Source organism: Parviterribacter kavangonensis, assembly GCF_056863335.1.
Window position 1 is genome coordinate 2,375,271 of record NZ_JBXPJA010000001.1, and the last position, 15,406, is coordinate 2,390,676.

Annotated in this window: 11 protein-coding genes; 6 read left to right on the forward strand and 5 right to left on the reverse strand. The window is 74.3% G+C overall.

Going from position 1 to position 15,406, the window contains the following annotated elements; genetic code table 11:
- The first annotated feature begins 63 nt into the window (after positions 1-63).
- The gene (locus tag AC1UE4_RS12160) at positions 64-2,946 is read left to right on the forward strand and encodes a helix-turn-helix transcriptional regulator (protein ID WP_482917492.1); all 2,883 of its coding nucleotides are present in this window, start codon (positions 64-66) and stop codon (positions 2,944-2,946) included.
- A gap of 38 nt (positions 2,947-2,984) precedes the next feature.
- Complete coding sequence (locus AC1UE4_RS12165) at positions 2,985-4,169, forward strand: acyl-CoA dehydrogenase family protein (RefSeq protein WP_482917493.1); 1,185 nt, start codon at positions 2,985-2,987, stop codon at positions 4,167-4,169.
- Positions 4,170-4,172: 3 nt separating this feature from the next.
- On the opposite strand, the gene AC1UE4_RS12170 is transcribed toward AC1UE4_RS12165, so the two are convergent.
- Genes AC1UE4_RS12170 through AC1UE4_RS12185 form a run of 4 tightly spaced genes read right to left on the reverse strand, consistent with a single transcriptional unit; the run spans position 4,173 to position 7,998 of the window.
- Positions 4,173-4,379 (reverse strand): hypothetical protein, encoded by a 207-nt coding sequence (locus AC1UE4_RS12170; protein WP_482917494.1) that lies wholly within the window; start codon positions 4,377-4,379, stop codon positions 4,173-4,175.
- Positions 4,376-5,605 carry an MFS transporter gene (locus tag AC1UE4_RS12175; protein ID WP_482917495.1) on the reverse strand — a complete coding sequence of 410 codons (1,230 nt, stop codon included), beginning with the start codon at positions 5,603-5,605 and terminating at the stop codon, positions 4,376-4,378. Before AC1UE4_RS12175 ends, AC1UE4_RS12170 begins: the two co-directional genes overlap by 4 nt.
- A 21-nt stretch (positions 5,606-5,626) precedes the next feature.
- Entirely contained in the window at positions 5,627-7,114 is a 1,488-nt protein-coding gene (locus AC1UE4_RS12180) for a flavin monoamine oxidase family protein (RefSeq protein WP_482917496.1), read from the reverse strand.
- Complete coding sequence (locus AC1UE4_RS12185; RefSeq protein WP_482917497.1) at positions 7,111-7,998, reverse strand: DMT family transporter; 888 nt, start codon at positions 7,996-7,998, stop codon at positions 7,111-7,113. Before AC1UE4_RS12185 ends, AC1UE4_RS12180 begins: the two co-directional genes overlap by 4 nt.
- 35 nt (positions 7,999-8,033) lie before the next feature.
- Here AC1UE4_RS12185 and AC1UE4_RS12190 point away from each other — a divergent pair, with 35 nt between their 5' ends.
- The 4 genes from AC1UE4_RS12190 to AC1UE4_RS12205 all read left to right on the forward strand — a co-directional run bounded on the left by AC1UE4_RS12190 (position 8,034) and on the right by AC1UE4_RS12205 (position 13,187).
- The gene (locus tag AC1UE4_RS12190) at positions 8,034-8,384 is read left to right on the forward strand and encodes an arsenate reductase family protein (RefSeq protein ID WP_482917498.1); all 351 of its coding nucleotides are present in this window, start codon (positions 8,034-8,036) and stop codon (positions 8,382-8,384) included.
- Positions 8,385-8,389: 5 nt separating this feature from the next.
- Positions 8,390-9,523, forward strand: coding sequence for an acyl-CoA dehydrogenase family protein (locus tag AC1UE4_RS12195; protein ID WP_482917499.1), 1,134 nt, complete (start codon positions 8,390-8,392; stop codon positions 9,521-9,523).
- 174 nt (positions 9,524-9,697) lie between these two features.
- Complete coding sequence (locus tag AC1UE4_RS12200) at positions 9,698-12,694, forward strand: hypothetical protein (protein ID WP_482917500.1); 2,997 nt, start codon at positions 9,698-9,700, stop codon at positions 12,692-12,694.
- 82 nt (positions 12,695-12,776) lie between these two features.
- A complete protein-coding gene (locus tag AC1UE4_RS12205; RefSeq protein WP_482917501.1) occupies positions 12,777-13,187 on the forward strand; it encodes a hypothetical protein in 411 nt (136 codons plus the stop codon).
- Here AC1UE4_RS12205 and AC1UE4_RS12210 read toward each other — a convergent pair.
- Positions 13,184-15,385, reverse strand: a complete 2,202-nt coding sequence (locus AC1UE4_RS12210; protein ID WP_482917502.1) for a neutral/alkaline non-lysosomal ceramidase N-terminal domain-containing protein — start codon at positions 15,383-15,385, stop codon at positions 13,184-13,186. The genes AC1UE4_RS12205 and AC1UE4_RS12210 overlap by 4 nt on opposite strands.
- Positions 15,386-15,406 lie beyond the last annotated feature (21 nt).

Consider the following 15,406-nt stretch of genomic DNA (forward strand, 5'->3'; position numbering starts at 1 on the left):
GTCTCGCGGGCGTCGTCCGCGGAGCGCGGTGACCGGCCATCGGTCTAGCCTCCGGCGGGCCCGATGCCCCGGATCGAGGCCCATCTTGCCGCCCCCACCTTGCGCGAGCGCGACGCCGAGACGGCCGCGCTCGCGACGCTCGTCGACGGCGTCCGCCGAGGCCACGGCGGACTGGTCGTCATCGCCGGGCCGGCGGGGATCGGGAAGTCGCGGCTGGTCGACGTGGCCGCCGATCGCGGCGCGGAGGCGGGGATGCTCGTGCTGCGCGCGCGGGGCGAGGCGGGCGCCGCGGACGTGCCCTTCGGCGTCGCCGTGCAGCTGTTCGGCGCGACGCTGCGCGAGGCGTCCGCGCGGGAGCGACGGCGGCTGCTGGCGGGCGCCGCGAAGCTCGCGCGGCCGCTGTTCGACGGGACCGATCTCGGCGACGAGCCGCGCGCTCTGGTGTCCATCGTCCACGGGCTGTCGTGGGTCGCGGCCGGCCTGGCCGAGCGCCGGCCGCTGCTGCTCTGCGTCGATGACGTCCAGTGGGCGGACCTGGCGTCGATCCGGTTCCTCGAGGCGCTGGCGACGCGCGTGGGAGATCAGGCGCTCGGGATCGTCGCCGCCGTCCGGATCGGCGAGGCGCGCGAGCCGCTCACGCGGCACCGCGCCGGCGTCGTCCTGCGCCCGCGGCCGCTCGGCTCCGAGGCAGTCGCGTCGCTCGTCGCCGCGTCGCTCGGCGCCGACGCCGACCCGGCCTTCTGCGCCGCCTGCGCCCGCGCGAGCGGCGGCATCCCGTTCCGCCTCGGCGAGATCGTCCGAACCCTCCGCGCCCGCGGGCTCGCGCCCGTCGCCGAGCACGTCCCCGACGTCCTCGCCCTCGGCGACGACGACCCCACCGACGCGATCGCCACCCGCCTCGCCGCCCTGCCGGAAGAGGCGAGCGACGTGGCCGCCGCCCTCGCGATCCTCGGCGACGACGCGTCTCTCGGCCTCGTCGCCGCCCAGGCGAAGATCTCCGGCGAGGCCGCCGCCGCCGCGGCGGAGATCCTCCGTGAGGCGCAGCTCGTCGAAGTCGCGTCCGGCGACGTCGACGGAGGCGTCGCCGAGAGAGGCGTCGCCGGCGAAGACGTCGCCGACGGAGGCGTCGCCAACGGCGGCGTCGCCAACGGCGCGCGTCTCGCCTTCGCGCACCCTCTCATCCGCGCGGCGGCGTACGGGGCCATCTCTCCGGGGCGGCGGCGGGAGGCGCATCTCGGCGCGGCGCGCCTGCTGCTCGACGACGGCGCGCCGGTGGATCGCGTCGGGGCGCAGCTCCTCTCGGCGGGTCCTTCCGGAGAGGCGTGGGCGGCGGATGCGCTGCGGGCGGCGGCGGAGACGGCGCTGGCGCGGGGCGCTCCGGAGACGGCGGCGCGGCTGCTGGCGCGGTTGCTGGAGGAGCCGCTTGACGACGCGGCGCGTGGGGCGACGCTCCTCGCGCTCGGCGGGGCGCGGCTGCGCGACGGCGACCCGGCCGCGGAGGCGGCGTTCGAGGAGGCGCATGGCGCGCTCGCCGATCCGCTCGCTCGCGCCGAGGCGCTGCGCGGGCTCGGCGAGGCGCGGTTCGCGGCGGGCCGGCTCGCCGATGCGGGCAAGGCGATGCGCGCAGGGCTGGACGAGCTGGGCGACCGCGACGTCCCGCTCGCGCACGAGCTGCGCGCGCGGTTCATCTCGTACGGGCTGCTGGACGCGGACGCGCGCGAGGAGGCCGAACGGCTCGTCGCGGACGTCGTGCGCGCCGAGGGCCCGCTCGACCGCAGCGACCGCGCGGTCTTCGCGATGCTCGCCGCGCGTACGGTCTTCACGGGCGGCGGCCACGAGGAGGCGCGGGCGTTCGCGCACCGGGCGCTCGGCGACGGCGAGCTGCTCGCCGCCGAGACCGCCGACGGCCTGGCGTGGATGACCGCGACGGCGGTGCTCACTTGGAGCGACGACCTCGACGCCTCGATCGCGACCGCCACGGCGGCGATGGCGGATGCGCGCACCCGCGGTTCGCTCACGGCGTTCGCGACGGCGAGCTACTGCCGCGCGACGCCGCACTTCTGGGCGGGCCGCCTCGCGGACGCGACGGCGGACGCGCAGCAGGCGCTTGCGGCGCGGCAGCAGGGCTGGGCGACGTTCGTCGCGCCGGTGACCGCAGTGCTCGCCTGGGCGCTCGTCGAGCAGGACGACCTCGACGGCGCGCAGGCGGCGCTCGACGAGCTCGACCTCGACGCCACGGCTCCCCAGTTCGCCGCGTACGCGCTGCACGCCCGCGGCCGCCTGCTCGCCGCGCGCGGCGATCACGAGGCCGCGCTCGCCGCCCACCTCGACGCCGGCTCGCGGCTCACGACGCCGAACCCGGCGCTCTTCCCCTGGCGCTCGTCCGCCGCGATCTGCGCGCACGCGCTCGGCCACCATGACCGCGCGCGCGAGCTCGCCGCGACGGCGGTGGAGCACTCGAGCCGCTTCGGCGCCCCGCGGCCGGTGGGCATCGCGCTCCGCGCACACGGGATCGTCACGGACGACGTCGAGGTGCTCGTCCGCGCCGTCGAGGTGCTCGAGTCCTCGCCCGCCGAGCTGGAGCGCCTGCGCGCGCAGACGTCGCTCGGCGCCGCGTGGCGCTTGCTCGGCGAGGAGGACCGGGCGCGCGCGGTGCTGCGCCGCGCGCTCGACGGCGCCGACCGCTGCAACGCCCGCGCGATCGCGCGGCAGGCGCGCGAGGAGCTCGTCGCCGCCGGCGCCCGCCCCCGCCGCGCCGCGCTCAGCGGCGCCGCGGCGCTGACGCCGGCGGAGCGCCGCACGGCGCAGCTCGCCGCGCAAGGGCTCTCCAACCGCGAGATCGCCGAGACGCTGTTCGTGACGCTGAAGACGGTCGAGTGGCACCTGCGCCACGCGTACGGGAAGCTCGGGATCTCCGGACGTTCCGAGCTGCGCGACGCCCTGTAGTTGGAAGTAGGAAGTCCAGCTCCCTACTCTTCGACGGCATGTCAGCGAGCACCGTCCTCAAGCCCGACTTCGCCACGCGGCGCAAGCACTTCATCTTCACCGACGAGCACGACCAGCTCCGCGAGTCGATCCGGAACTTCGCCAAGAAGGAGCTGGCGCCGCACGCGGAGGAGTGGGAGGAGACGACGTTCCCCAACTCCGTCTTCCCGCGGATGGGCGAGCTCGGGTTCCTCGGCCTCGACAAGCCCGAGGAGTACGGCGGCCAGGGCGGCGACTACTACACGTCGCTCGTGCTCGCCGAGGAGATCGTCCACGCGCACTCCGGCGGTCTCGCGATGGGCATCGCGGTCCACACCGACATGGCGATGCCGCCGATCCTCGCGTTCGGCACCGAGGAGCAGAAGCAGGAGTGGGTCGTCCCGGCGATCAAGGGCGAGAAGATCCTCTGCCTCGGGATCACCGAGCCCGACGCCGGCTCCGACGTCGCCGGCATCAAGACGCGCGCGGTGCGCGACGGCGACGACTACGTCATCAACGGGTCGAAGACGTACATCACCAACGGCCATCGCGCGGACGTGATCGTCCTCGTGACCAAGACCGACCCGGAGGCCGGCCACGGCGGCATCACGCTCTTCCTCGTCCCGATGGACGCGCCCGGCGTGATTCGCGAGAAGCGCCTCGAGAAGCTCGGCATGCACGCGTCCGACACCGCGCTGCTCGCCTTCCAGGACGTGCGCGTCCCCGCCTCGGCGATGCTCGGCCAGGAGGGCAAGGGCTTCTACCACATCAGCTGGGAGCTCCAGGGCGAGCGCCTGATCGGCGCCGCGGGATGCGTCGCGGGAGCGCAGAACTGCTTCGACAGGACGCTGCAGTACGCGATGGAGCGCAAGGCGTTCGGCCGGGAGATCGGGCACTTCCAGGTCATCCGGCACAAGTTCGCCGAGATGGCCACGAAGATCGAGACGGCCCGCCAGATGGTCTACACGACCGCCTGGCGCTTCCAGAACGGCGAGTACCCCGTCCGCGAGATCTCGATGGCGAAGCTCTACGCGTCGCGCATCGCCGTCGAGGTCGCCGACGAGTGCATCCAGATCCACGGCGGCGCCGGCTACATGAAGGAGTACGGCGTCGAGCGCGTCTGGCGCGACATGCGCCTCAACCGCATCGGCGCGGGCACCGACGAGATCATGCTCGACGTCATCGGCCGCTCCTACGGCCTGTAGGCATCAGAGCCGGCTCAGCTCCAGCACGAGCGCGATCGCGGCGAGCGCCGCGTACGACGCGAACACGGCGGGGCGCTGCTCGTAGTACCCGTGCAGCGCCCCGAGCCCGGCCAGCACCAGCCCGAACACGCTGATGAACGCGACCGCGAAGACGGTCACGACGGCGTACGCGACCTCGGCGGCAGAGGGAGCGGGGCGGCGGATCTTCACGGGCCCACGGAGACGGCGTGCGCGGGGATGCGGTCGCGGCGCAGCGTCCGCGTGTCGCCGCTGAGGAGCAGCGTGAACGCGAGGGCCACGAAGATCCAGAACGCGAGCCAGAGCGTCGTCGAGACGCCGATCGCGGCGGCGAGCGGGCCCCAGAGGACCATGCCGACCGGCATGAAGACGAACGAGCCGAACCAGTCGTAGGAGCTGACGCGGGCAAGCGAGTCGGCGGGGACCTGGCGCTGGAGCGTCGACTCCCAGACGGACATCCCGACCATCATCCCCGCGCCCGACAGGAACGCCCCGAAGGCGAGGAGGCCCGTGTCGGCGCCGGAGGCGAGGAACGCCAGCGGCAGCGCGAAGACCGCCTCCATCGCGACCACGAGGACGAGCGGGCGCTCGGGGTCGATGCGGGTCGCCACGAGGCTCCCGAGCAGCGCGCCGACGCCCATCGCGCCCAGCACGACGCCCCACGCGCCGGCGCCGCCGAGCTCGCGGTCGGCGACGACCGGGCCGAGGACCGCCCACGCGCCCCACATGACGTTGGCGAGCGAGAAGTACACGACGAAGCTCCACACCCAGCGGCGGGCGGTGAAGGCGGCCCAGCCGTCGCGGAGGTCCCGCAGGAACCCACTCGTCTGCGGAACCGCACGGTCGGGGAGCCGCAGCGCGAACAGGCATGCAGCGCTCACCGCGAACGTTCCCGCGTCGACGGCGATCGCCGCCCCCGCGCCGAACGCGGCGACGAGCGCGCCGGCGAGCAGCGGGCCCGCGATCTCGCTGCCCGACAGCGCCGCCGACCGCAGCGCGTTGGCCTGCTGCAGCTGCGCGGGCGCGACGACCTCCGGCAGCACCGCCGTCGAGGCCGGGTTGAACAGCCCCGTTCCCACGCCGGTCAGAGCGGCCAGAGCGCCCAGCATCCAGACCTCCGCGACGCCGGCCAGCAGGAGCGCCGCCATCGTCCCCTGCGTCGCGACGCGCAGCACATCGGCGCCGAGCATCACCGTGCGCCGCGACATGCGGTCGCCGAGGACACCGCCAACGAGCACGCTCGCGACGAGCGGCACGCTCCCCGCCGCCAGCACGAGCCCGACCTCCGAGGCCGATCCGCCCAGCTCGAGGACGGCGAACGCCAGCGCGACGGCGACCATCCGGTCGCCCAGCACGGACACCGTCCGCCCCACCAGCAGCAGCCGGAAGGCGGGAACGCTCAGGACCCCGCGAACCATCGCCGCAGGGTCGCAGATCGATCACAAGGCGGCGAGAACCTCGCGCGCCGCGCGCTCGCCCGAGCGGACCGCGCCGTCGATGTAGCCGGTCCAGTACTCCGACGTCTCGGTGCCCGCCCAGTGGATGCGGCCGACGGGCTCGCGCAGCACGGGGCCGTACGAGGTCAGGACGCCCGGCGGCATGAAGCCCTCGTAGCACCCGCCGCTCCACTGCTCGCTCGCCCAGGACAGCTCGACGTAGTCCTTCGGCGAGCGCGCCCGATCGCCGAAGCAGCGGGCGAAGACGTCGAGCACGCGGGCACGGCGCTCGGCGGCCGGCCGCGTGATCCAGTGCCGCGCCGACTCCGCCTCGATGAACCCGAGGAGCACGCCGGGCGACCCGTCGGGCGGCGAGTTGTCGAACGTCAGCTTCACGCAGTTGTCGTCCGTGTTCGCGTAGCCGGCGAGGCCGTCCTTGCGCCAGAACGGCTCCTCGTAGACCGCCTGGCACTTGATGACGATCCCCATCGGCATCCGCTGGTGCAGCTGGGCGCGCAGCGGCGGCAGCGCCGCGCCGAAGTCGATGCGCCCGAGCAGCGCGGGCGGCACGGCGACGATGAGGCGCCTGCCGCTGTACGTCGCGCGGTCGGTCACCACGTCGACCCGCCCGCGCGAGGGGACGATCCGCCGCACCGGCGCGTTCAGCGTGAGCCGGCCCTTCAACGCCTCCGCGGCACGCAGCGCGATGAGCTGCGACCCGCCCGCGAAGCGCGATTCCTGCGCGCCGCCCGCGGTGTTGATGAGCCGGTCGAACGTGCCCACGTTCTGCCGGTTGCCGGCGGCGGCGATGTAGAAGAGCGAATAGAGCAGCGAGACGTCGCGCGGCTCGGCGGCGAAGACGCTCGTGAAGCCGAGGTCGATGAGGTACCGCCCGCCCTCGGTCGTGGTGTTCGCCTGCTTCCACGTCTCGAACGTCTGGCCGTCGCGCTCCAGCGCGCTGGCGCCCGCCCACGGCCTGTCGACGTCGATCTCCGCCGCCATCTGGTTGAGCTTCTGGATCGCGGTCGCCGCGTCGAGCAGCCCGTCGGGGACGGGCGGGATCGGGCCGAGCGGCCCCGTCGTCGCGAAGGTCTGGCGGCTGCCCTTGTAGAGCAGGACCGCGTTGCCCTCGTTGTAGGTCTTGAACGTCTTGACGCCGAGCTCGTCCGCCAGCGCGGACAGCCGGTCCTGCGTCGGCCCGACCCACTCGCCGCCGACCTCGATGACCTTGCCGCTGCCGAGCGAGTGGTTCAGCGTCCGGCCGCCGACGCGACGGCGCGCCTCCAGCAGGTGGACCGAACGGCCGGCCTTCGCCACCGCGCGGGCCGCGGTCACGCCGGCGAACCCGGCACCGATGACGATCACGTCGGCACGGCGCCGGCGACGGGCCTTGGAACGCTTCGTCGCGGCGACCGCATCGCCCGGGAGAGCGGTCGCGGCGGCGGTCGCCGCCGCCCCCGCGACGACTTCTCGGCGGGTCAGGTCGCTCATCCCGCGACCCTACTCGCCCGCCAGCGCCCCTGCGCGACCACGATCCCGCCCGCGACCAGCGCCGCACCGGCGATCGACGCGGCCGTCACGGTCTCGTCCTCGAGCAGAGCGCCGAAGGCCAGCGCCCCGAACGGCAGCAGCAGCGAGATGAACGACACGGTCACCGCCGGAAGCTCGCGCAGCAGGATCGTCAGCGTCACGAACGTGAAGGCGGTGCCCGCCAGGGCGAGGTAGGCGATCGACCCGACCGCCGCGCCCGACCACACCGCGTCGTCCCAGTCCTCGAACGTCGCGGAGGCGGCCAGCAGCACGACGCCGGCGAGCAGCATCGCCCACCCGTTCAGCGACACCGGATCGACGGCGCCGCCGCGCAGCTTGATGCCGACGTTCCCCGCCGCGCTGAACGTCGGCGACACCGCGACGGCGAGCGCCGCCAGCGCGGCCCACTCGTCGTCGCCCAGCGAGACGCTCTCGCGGAACGCCAGCGCCAGCCCGCCGATCGCGATCGCCACGCCCACGAGCAGCCGCGCGCGCAGCGGCTCGTCCGGCAGCAGCGCCGCGGCGAGCAGCGCGACGTACAGCGGCAGGACGCCGAAGAGCACCGCGGCGAGGCCCGAGGGCACGTGCTGCTCGGCCCAGTAGATGAGCCCGTACGTCGTCGCGAACGGCCCGAGCCCCAGCAGCAGCACGAGCGGCAGGTCGCTGCGCAGCGGGCGCCGCCACAGCGCCGCGCCGGCCAGCAGCACCGCGCCAGCGAACGCGAACCGGATGCCCGCGCCGAGCAGCGCCGGGAGGTCGTCCAGGCCGATCTTGATCGACACCCACGTGCTCGACCAGATGAGGACGAGCGTCGCGTACAGCGACCAGACGACGGGGCGGGACACGCCGTGACTGTAGGCCCCGGGATGATGCCCGCCCCATGAGCGACCTCGTCGTCTACGAGAAGCGCACGTGCACCACGTGCCGCCGGCTCTCCGAGCTGCTGACCGAGCGCGGGATCGACTTCGACCGCGTCGAGTACCACGTCGAAGGCCTGCCCGAGCCGAAGCTGCGCGAGCTGCTGCGCAAGGCCGGCCTGCGGCCCGGCGACGTGCTGCGCAGACGGGAACCGCTCGTCGCCTCGCTCGGCCTCGATCAGCAGCTGCCGGCCGACGACGAGCTGATCGCGCTGATGGCCGAGCATCCCGTGCTCGTCCAGCGCCCGATCGTCGAGCGCGGCGACCGCGCCGTCCTCGCCCGTCCCCCCGAGAAGGTCCTGGAGCTGCTGTGACACCGATGCCGCCGTTCACCGAGGAGCTCGAGGACTTCCGCAAGGTCGTCCGCCGCTTCGTCGAGAACGAGCTGCGCCCGCACGCCGCCGAGTGGGAGGACGCGAAGCACTTCCCCGACGAGGTCTTCGCGACGTGCGCGCGGCAGGGCTACCTCGGGCTGAAGTACCCCGAGCAGTACGGCGGCTCGGACGGCGGCTACCTCGCCGACGCCGTGTTCGCGGAGGAGCTCAGCCGCTGCGGGTCGGGCGGCCTGGCCGCGGGGATCGGCGCGCACACGAGCATCGCGACGCCGCCGATCTGGAAGTTCGGCACCGACGACCAGAAGGAGCGCTACCTCGCTCCCGCGATCCGCGGCGAGAAGATCGGCGCGCTCGGCATCACCGAGCCCGGCGCCGGGTCCGACGTCGCGTCGCTGTCCACGCGGGCCGAGCGCGTCGACGGCGGCTTCGTCGTCAACGGCGAGAAGACGTACATCACGAACGGCGTCCGCGCGCACTTCATCGTCACCGCGGTCAAGACGACGGCCGAGGGCGGCCACCACGGCATCTCGTTCCTCATCGTCGACCGCGCCGAGGGCGTGACGTCGAGCGCGCTGAGCAAGCTCGGCTGGCACGCGTCGGACACCGCGACGATCGCCTACGAAGACGTCTTCGTGCCGGAGGAGAACCTGCTCGGCCCCGAGCACGAGGGGTTCAAGCTGATCATGGCCAACTTCCAGTGGGAGCGGCTGTTGATGGCGCTCGGCACCGTCGGCGCGATGGACGCGGCGATCGAGCGGACGATCGCCTTCACGAAGGAGCGCAGGACGTTCGGCCGCCCGCTCACCGGCCACCAGGTCATCCGCCACAAGCTCGCCGAGCTCGCGACGACCGCCCACACCGGCCGCTGCCTCACCTACGACGCGCTGCGGCGCTTCGTCGAGGGCGAGAACGCCGTGCGCGAGGTGACGATGGCCAAGCTCTACACGCAGCGCAACGCGTTCGAGGTCATGGATGCGTGCCTGCAGCTGCACGGCGGCGCCGGCTACATGCGCGAGTACGACATCGAGCGCGCCGCGCGCGACGCCCGCCTCGGCCCGATCGGCGGCGGCACCGACGAGGTCATGAAGGAGATCCTCGGCAAGGTGATGGGGCTCTGACGGCACCCCTGATGGGGGAGGAACGCACCCCGGGGTTGCATGTGCGTTCCCGCACATGGGGGTCGTCCCCGATGCCATGACCGCGTCATCGGGGGGAGGCTCGCGCGGCTCACACACCCGCTCCCCAGGAGGACCATGCGCTGTCCCTCCCCCCTTCGGCCGTGGCTCCTCGCCGTGGCCGTGGCGGCCGTCGCCGCCGCCGCCGCGTGGACGCCCACCGCCCACGCGGCCGCCGTCCCGCTCTCCGCTTCGTTCACCGTCGCACCCGAGCAGCCCGCCCCCGGCGAGGTGGTCACGCTGCACTCGACGACGACGCCGACGGCGACGTCCGGGCGCACCTACGACTGGGACCTCGACGCCGACGGCCAGTTCGACGACGCCGCCGGCGAGACGGTCACGACGTCGTTCGCCGCCGATGGCGACTACGAGGTCCGCCTGCGCGCCCGCCAGTCCGGCGCGACGACGCAGGAGAGCATCGCCGTGCGCCGCATCTCGGTCCGGTCGCCCGGCTCGACCACCCCGCCGCCCGAACCGCCTCCGCCGCCGCCCCCGCCGGCCGACGACCAGCCGGCCCCGCCGGCGGCCAACCAGCCCCCGGAGGCGCGCCTCGCCCTCGGTTGCCACCTCCTGACCGGCGGCATGGTGCTCTGCGACGGGACGTTCACGCGCGACGGCGACGACCACACCTTCGACGCTTCGCCCTCCCGCGACGCCGACGGGTCCATCGTCAAGTACGAGTGGGACCTCGACGGGAACGGCACATGGGACGTCGACGGCGGCGCCGATCCGAAGCTGGTCCGCACCTACAAGCACATGATCGGCCAATCGAACGAGCGGCACGTGCGCGTACGCGTCACCGACGATCGCGGCGCGACCGACACCGCCGAGATGACCCTTCGGATCCTGCCGCCCGCCTGCCAGCCGCGGGTCGAGGACGGTCTCCTGGTCGCCACCTCGACCTGCCTGCGGCCCCGCAAGGCCGGCGCGCTGACGCGCTGGCGGTCCACCGCGCCCGTCACGATCAACGGCATCGTGCTGCTGCCCGGCCCGGGCGGCGTGACGATCACGACGGGCGGCGCGCGCACGCGCATCGAATCGCCCGACGCGAAGGTGCTCGTGCAGGTCAAGCAGGCGACGGCGCAGCTCACCCACGGCCGCATCGACTGGGAGGTCGACGGCGCCTCGGTCACGGGCGTCGTCCTGCGCGACGCGAAGCTCAACGGCCTGCGGATCACCGGCCTGCCGACCCCGCCGACGCTGAAGGCGGGGAACGCCTCCGACGTCGCGATGCACGTCGCCCTGCCGCAGGACTTCGGCGGCGCGAGCTCCAAGCAGCCGATCGTCAGCCACCTCGGCGGCGCGCAGGCCGCGTCCGACACGCCGCTGCGCTTCGAGGTCCCGCAGGCCGCCCTCGGCCCGATCGGCCTCCAGTCGCTCGTCGTCGCCTACGACGGCGAGGGGTTGTGGGAGATCGCGGCGAGCGTCGCGGTGCCCGCGCCGATCCCGGTCACGGCATCCGGCGGCGCCGGCGTGCGCGACGGCGCGTTCGAGTCTGCCTGGGGCGAGGTGTCGTTCAAGGACATGGGCGGCCTCGCCCTCGGCACGGTCTTCCTCCAGCGCGTGAAGTTCACCGTCGAGGTCGCGCCGAAGAAGAGCAAGTGCGTCCGCGAGACGGGCGTCGAGAAGGTCGACATGAAGGCCCAGCTCGAGCGGATCGGCATCCCCGCCGACCCATGGCCGGCCGACTGGCCGCGGTACTGGTACGTGGACCACGGCATGCCGACGTTCGCGCTCTGCGGCGAGATCGAGCTCACGGCCGGCCCGTCCGTCGCCGGTGCCGCCGCGATCGGCGTCGACGCCGGCCTCGGGCTGGCGACGTACGACGACCGGCCCTTCGTGGTCAACGCCCACGGTGAGCTGCGCGTCGTCGAGATCCCGCTCGCCGAGGCCGACTTCAAGCTCTACGGCGACGGCTACGTCTCGCTGCACGGCGGCTTCCACTGGGAGCCGTTCGAGGGCATCGCGTCCGTCGACGGGCTCCTGAAGTTCGAGATGTGGGCGCCGAAGTTCAACGCCGAGGCGTACGTCGAGGCGTGCCTGGAGTTCGTCGATCTCTGCGCCGGCGCGAACGGGCTCATCTCGAGCCGCGGCGTCGCCCTCTGCCTGCACGTCAGCGTCCTGGGCGCCACCTGGCGGCCGGGCGTCGGCTGGCTGTGGGGCGAGACGTTCCCGGACCTCTACTTCTCCGGCTGCGACGTCGGCAAGTACCGGGAGCACATCGGCCACGCGGCGGTCAGCGACCCGGCGACGACGGAGCCGCCCACCGCCCGGGCCGCGCAGGCGCAGGTCCTGCGGCCCGGGGCGAGGACGACGATCGACCTCCCGGCGGGCCTGCCGGGCGCCACGTTCGTCGCGCAGGGCGACACGGCCGCGCCCGACGTCACGCTGATCGGGCCGAAGGGCGAGCGCATCGCGTCGCCCGCCGTCGGCAAGGCGCTGCAGGAGCCGGGCGTGCTCGGCTTCCGGTACCCGCAGGGCAAGCGCACGCAGTTCGCGGTCGCCAAGCCGAGCGCCGGCCGCTGGACCGTCGTGGTCGGGCCGGGCTCGGCGGCGGTCACGTCGCTGAAGTCCGCCGAGGGCCTGGAGCCCCCGGAGGTCCACGCGACCGTCCGCGGCACGGGGCGGCACCGGACCATCGCGTACCGCATCGCCGAGCGGCCGGGCCAGAAGGTGACGTTCGTCGAGCGCGGCCGGGCGGCCGGCGGGGTCATCGGCGTCGCACGGGGCGGGTCGGGCACGCTGCCCTTCACCCCCGCCGCGGGCACCGCCGGACGGCGCGAGGTCGTCGCCATCGTCGAGCAGGACGGCCTCGTCCGCGACGAGCTCGCGGTGACGACGTACGTCGCGCCGAAGCCCGCGCGGGCCGGTCGCGTGCGGCACGTCCGCGTGGTCCGTCGCGGCGGGCGGCTGCTCGTCAGCTGGCAGCGGGCGCGCGGCGCCGCGCGCCACGAGGTGCGCGTCGCGCTGGCGGACGGTCGCCGGCTGCTCCTCCGCACCCCGCGCACGCGCGCGGTCGTGGCGCACGTCCCGGCGAGGCTGCACGGCAGCGTCAGCGTCCGCGGGCTGCGTCCCGCCGCCCGCGACGGCCGGGCGACGCGCGTGCGCGTCTAGCCGCCGGGGGATGCGAGCGGGCGGCGCGGCTGGACCGCGCCGCCCGCATGCGGAACCATGTCCCTCGAACGAAGGAGGAGGGATGAACGTCCTCATCGTGGCCCACAAGACCGCCGCCACACCGCGCCTGCTGCAGGCGGTGCGGGAGAAGGCGGCCGGCGGCGGGTGCACGTTCACGCTGCTGGTCCCGCGCGAGTACTGGGATCCGGACACCGAGCGGGCGGCGACCGTGCTGGAGCTGGCGCTGCCGCTGCTCGACGACGCGTCGGGCACGACGGTGGAGGCGATGATCGGGGGGTCGGATCCGTTCGAGGCGACGCGCAAGGCGCTCGACGAGGGCGACTTCGACGAGGTGATCATCTCGACGCTGCCGCGACGGATGTCGCGCTGGCTGAAGCTCGACCTGCCGAGTCGCGTCGAGAAGCTCGGGATCCCCGTGACGACCGTGACGGCGACCGGCCGCACGGAGGCGGTCGCCGAGAGCAGCAGCTAGGTCGCGTTCCCGCAGGCGTCGCGGATGCCGAGCACGGTCACCGCGGCGCCGGCGGGCACCGGAACGCGGAACGTGCCGGTCGCGGCGTCGGCCGGCACGCGCACGACGACATCGCCGACGCGCACCGTCGCCTCGCCGTCGCGCACGAGCCGCGGCAGCGCCATGAGCGCGGCGTCGCCCGGCGACGGGTACAGCCCGCGGAACGTCGCGACGCCATCGACCACGACCGGCGCGGTCGCCGACAGCTTCAGCGGCGTGACGGCGAACGGCTGCGAGGCGAGCTCGTACGGCCCGACCCCGTCGCCGCGGTCCGCGCGTCCGGCGACCGCGAAGCGGTACGTCCCGGCCGGGTCGCAGGCGTCGAGCTGGAACGTCTCGGTGTAGACGTCGCCCGCCTCGCGCGCGGTCGTGTCGCGGAACGTCGCGTCGGTGAGGACGGTCCTCCAGCGCTTGCCCGACCGGCGCTGCAGCCTGACGAACGTCCCGCCGCGCGGAGCGTCGACGGCCGGGTCGCCGCCCTTCCACGAGAACGTGGCGCGGCCGTAGCGCTCGACCGCCGCCGCCGGCTGGGCGACGGCCGCCCCCGCCTCGGGCGTCCGGCGCGCGGGCAGGTCGCTCGTGGTCCCGATGCCGAGCGCGGGCGGCGCGATCCCGGCCGGCGCGGGCTCGCCGGCGAGCAGCGACTTCATCACCGGCCGCGTCATGTCGAGCAGCCGCGCGCCCTGGCGGCGGCCGAAGAGCGTGAACGAGCCCTCGTACTGGCAGGTGTCGTACTCCTCGGGCGTCGCGGTGTACGAGACGTACGCGTTGCTCAGCCCGGCGATGACGAGCCGGTCGAACGCGCCCCCGGCGTCCTTGCGCAGGCTCGCGCGGATCCGCGCGCCCATCGTCTTCGTGATCTCCGAGGGCAGCGCGGCGACGCCCAGCGAGCCGATCTTCCACATCGCCACCGGCACCACGTTCGGGACGAGCCCGGCGCCCGCGACGCCGGGGAACTTGCGGCCCTGGCCGGGACCGGCCATGCCGTCGAACGGCGCGCACATCCCCTCCTGCACGACGCCCGCGCCGAGCACCTGCAGCGGCCCGACCGGCTCGCCGTCGGCCGACGTGCCGTCGAAGGTCATGAACGAGCGGCGCGCCTGCACCGGCGTCGCCGTGCTCATGTGATCGCCCGCGTCGCGCCACGCGCGCAGGACGCCGTCGGCCACGCGGCGGCCCGCCATGTGCGCGCCGGCGAAGTCGCTGGTGACCCACTCGGCCGCCTCGCCGCCGACCTGATCGGGGCCGCCGTCCGGCGAGATGTCGCCCTGGTTGCCGTTCGTCCAGACGTCGACGACCTCGCGGCCCTTCACCCTGCGGCCCAGCTCGCGCGAGACGAGCTCCTCCGTGATGCCGGCGTTGTCGCCGGAGAAGAGCAGGTTGCCGTCGCCGAACGACGTCGGGTGCACGGCGAAGTTCGACCAGACGGCGATCGGCAGGCCGCGGCGGTCGTCGACGCGCACGACGGTCAGCTCGGGGTCGATCGACGCGGCCTCCGCGGCGGCCGGGTCGGCCGGGACGCCCTCGTTCTTCAGGTACGGCTCGTACGAGCGGTTGCGCGACGCGCCCCGCAGCGTCGTGCTGCCGACGCCGAGCTTCGCGGGCCGGAGCGCGTGATCCGCGCGCAGGATCGCCTCGGCGATGCCGTCGGCGGTCAGCTGGAAGACGCGCGGGTCGAAGAGGTCGCCGCCGAGCGCGGCGTAGCCGTTGTTGTCGGCCGGCCAGATCGGCCCGGTCGAGGAGTGCGTGTGCGTCGCCGAGAGGAGCAGGTTCTCCTCGGCGATGCCGGCGGAGGCGATCCGCTCGGCGACCGCATGGGTCAGCGCGTACGGCACGCCGCCGAGGTCGGCCTGCACGAGCGCGAACTTGGTCCCGTCGCGATCGAGCACGATGGCGCGGGCCGAGACGCGCGTGTGGATGCCCTTGCTCGGGACGAAGGTCTTCGCGTAGAGGTGCGGGTCGGGGTCGGCGACGACCTGCATCGGCCGGTCGACGTGGCCGCCCGCGATGGCCGACCGCGCCGTGTAGGCGAACATCGGGGTGCCGATCGGCGGCGTCAGATCGGCGCGCGCGGCGCCGGCTCGCAGCGACGCGCCGGCGGGCGCGACCGCGATGGACAGCAGCGCGGCGAGCACCGCGACCGGCAGCTTGACCCTCATGCGGAGCGACAACGCACCGGC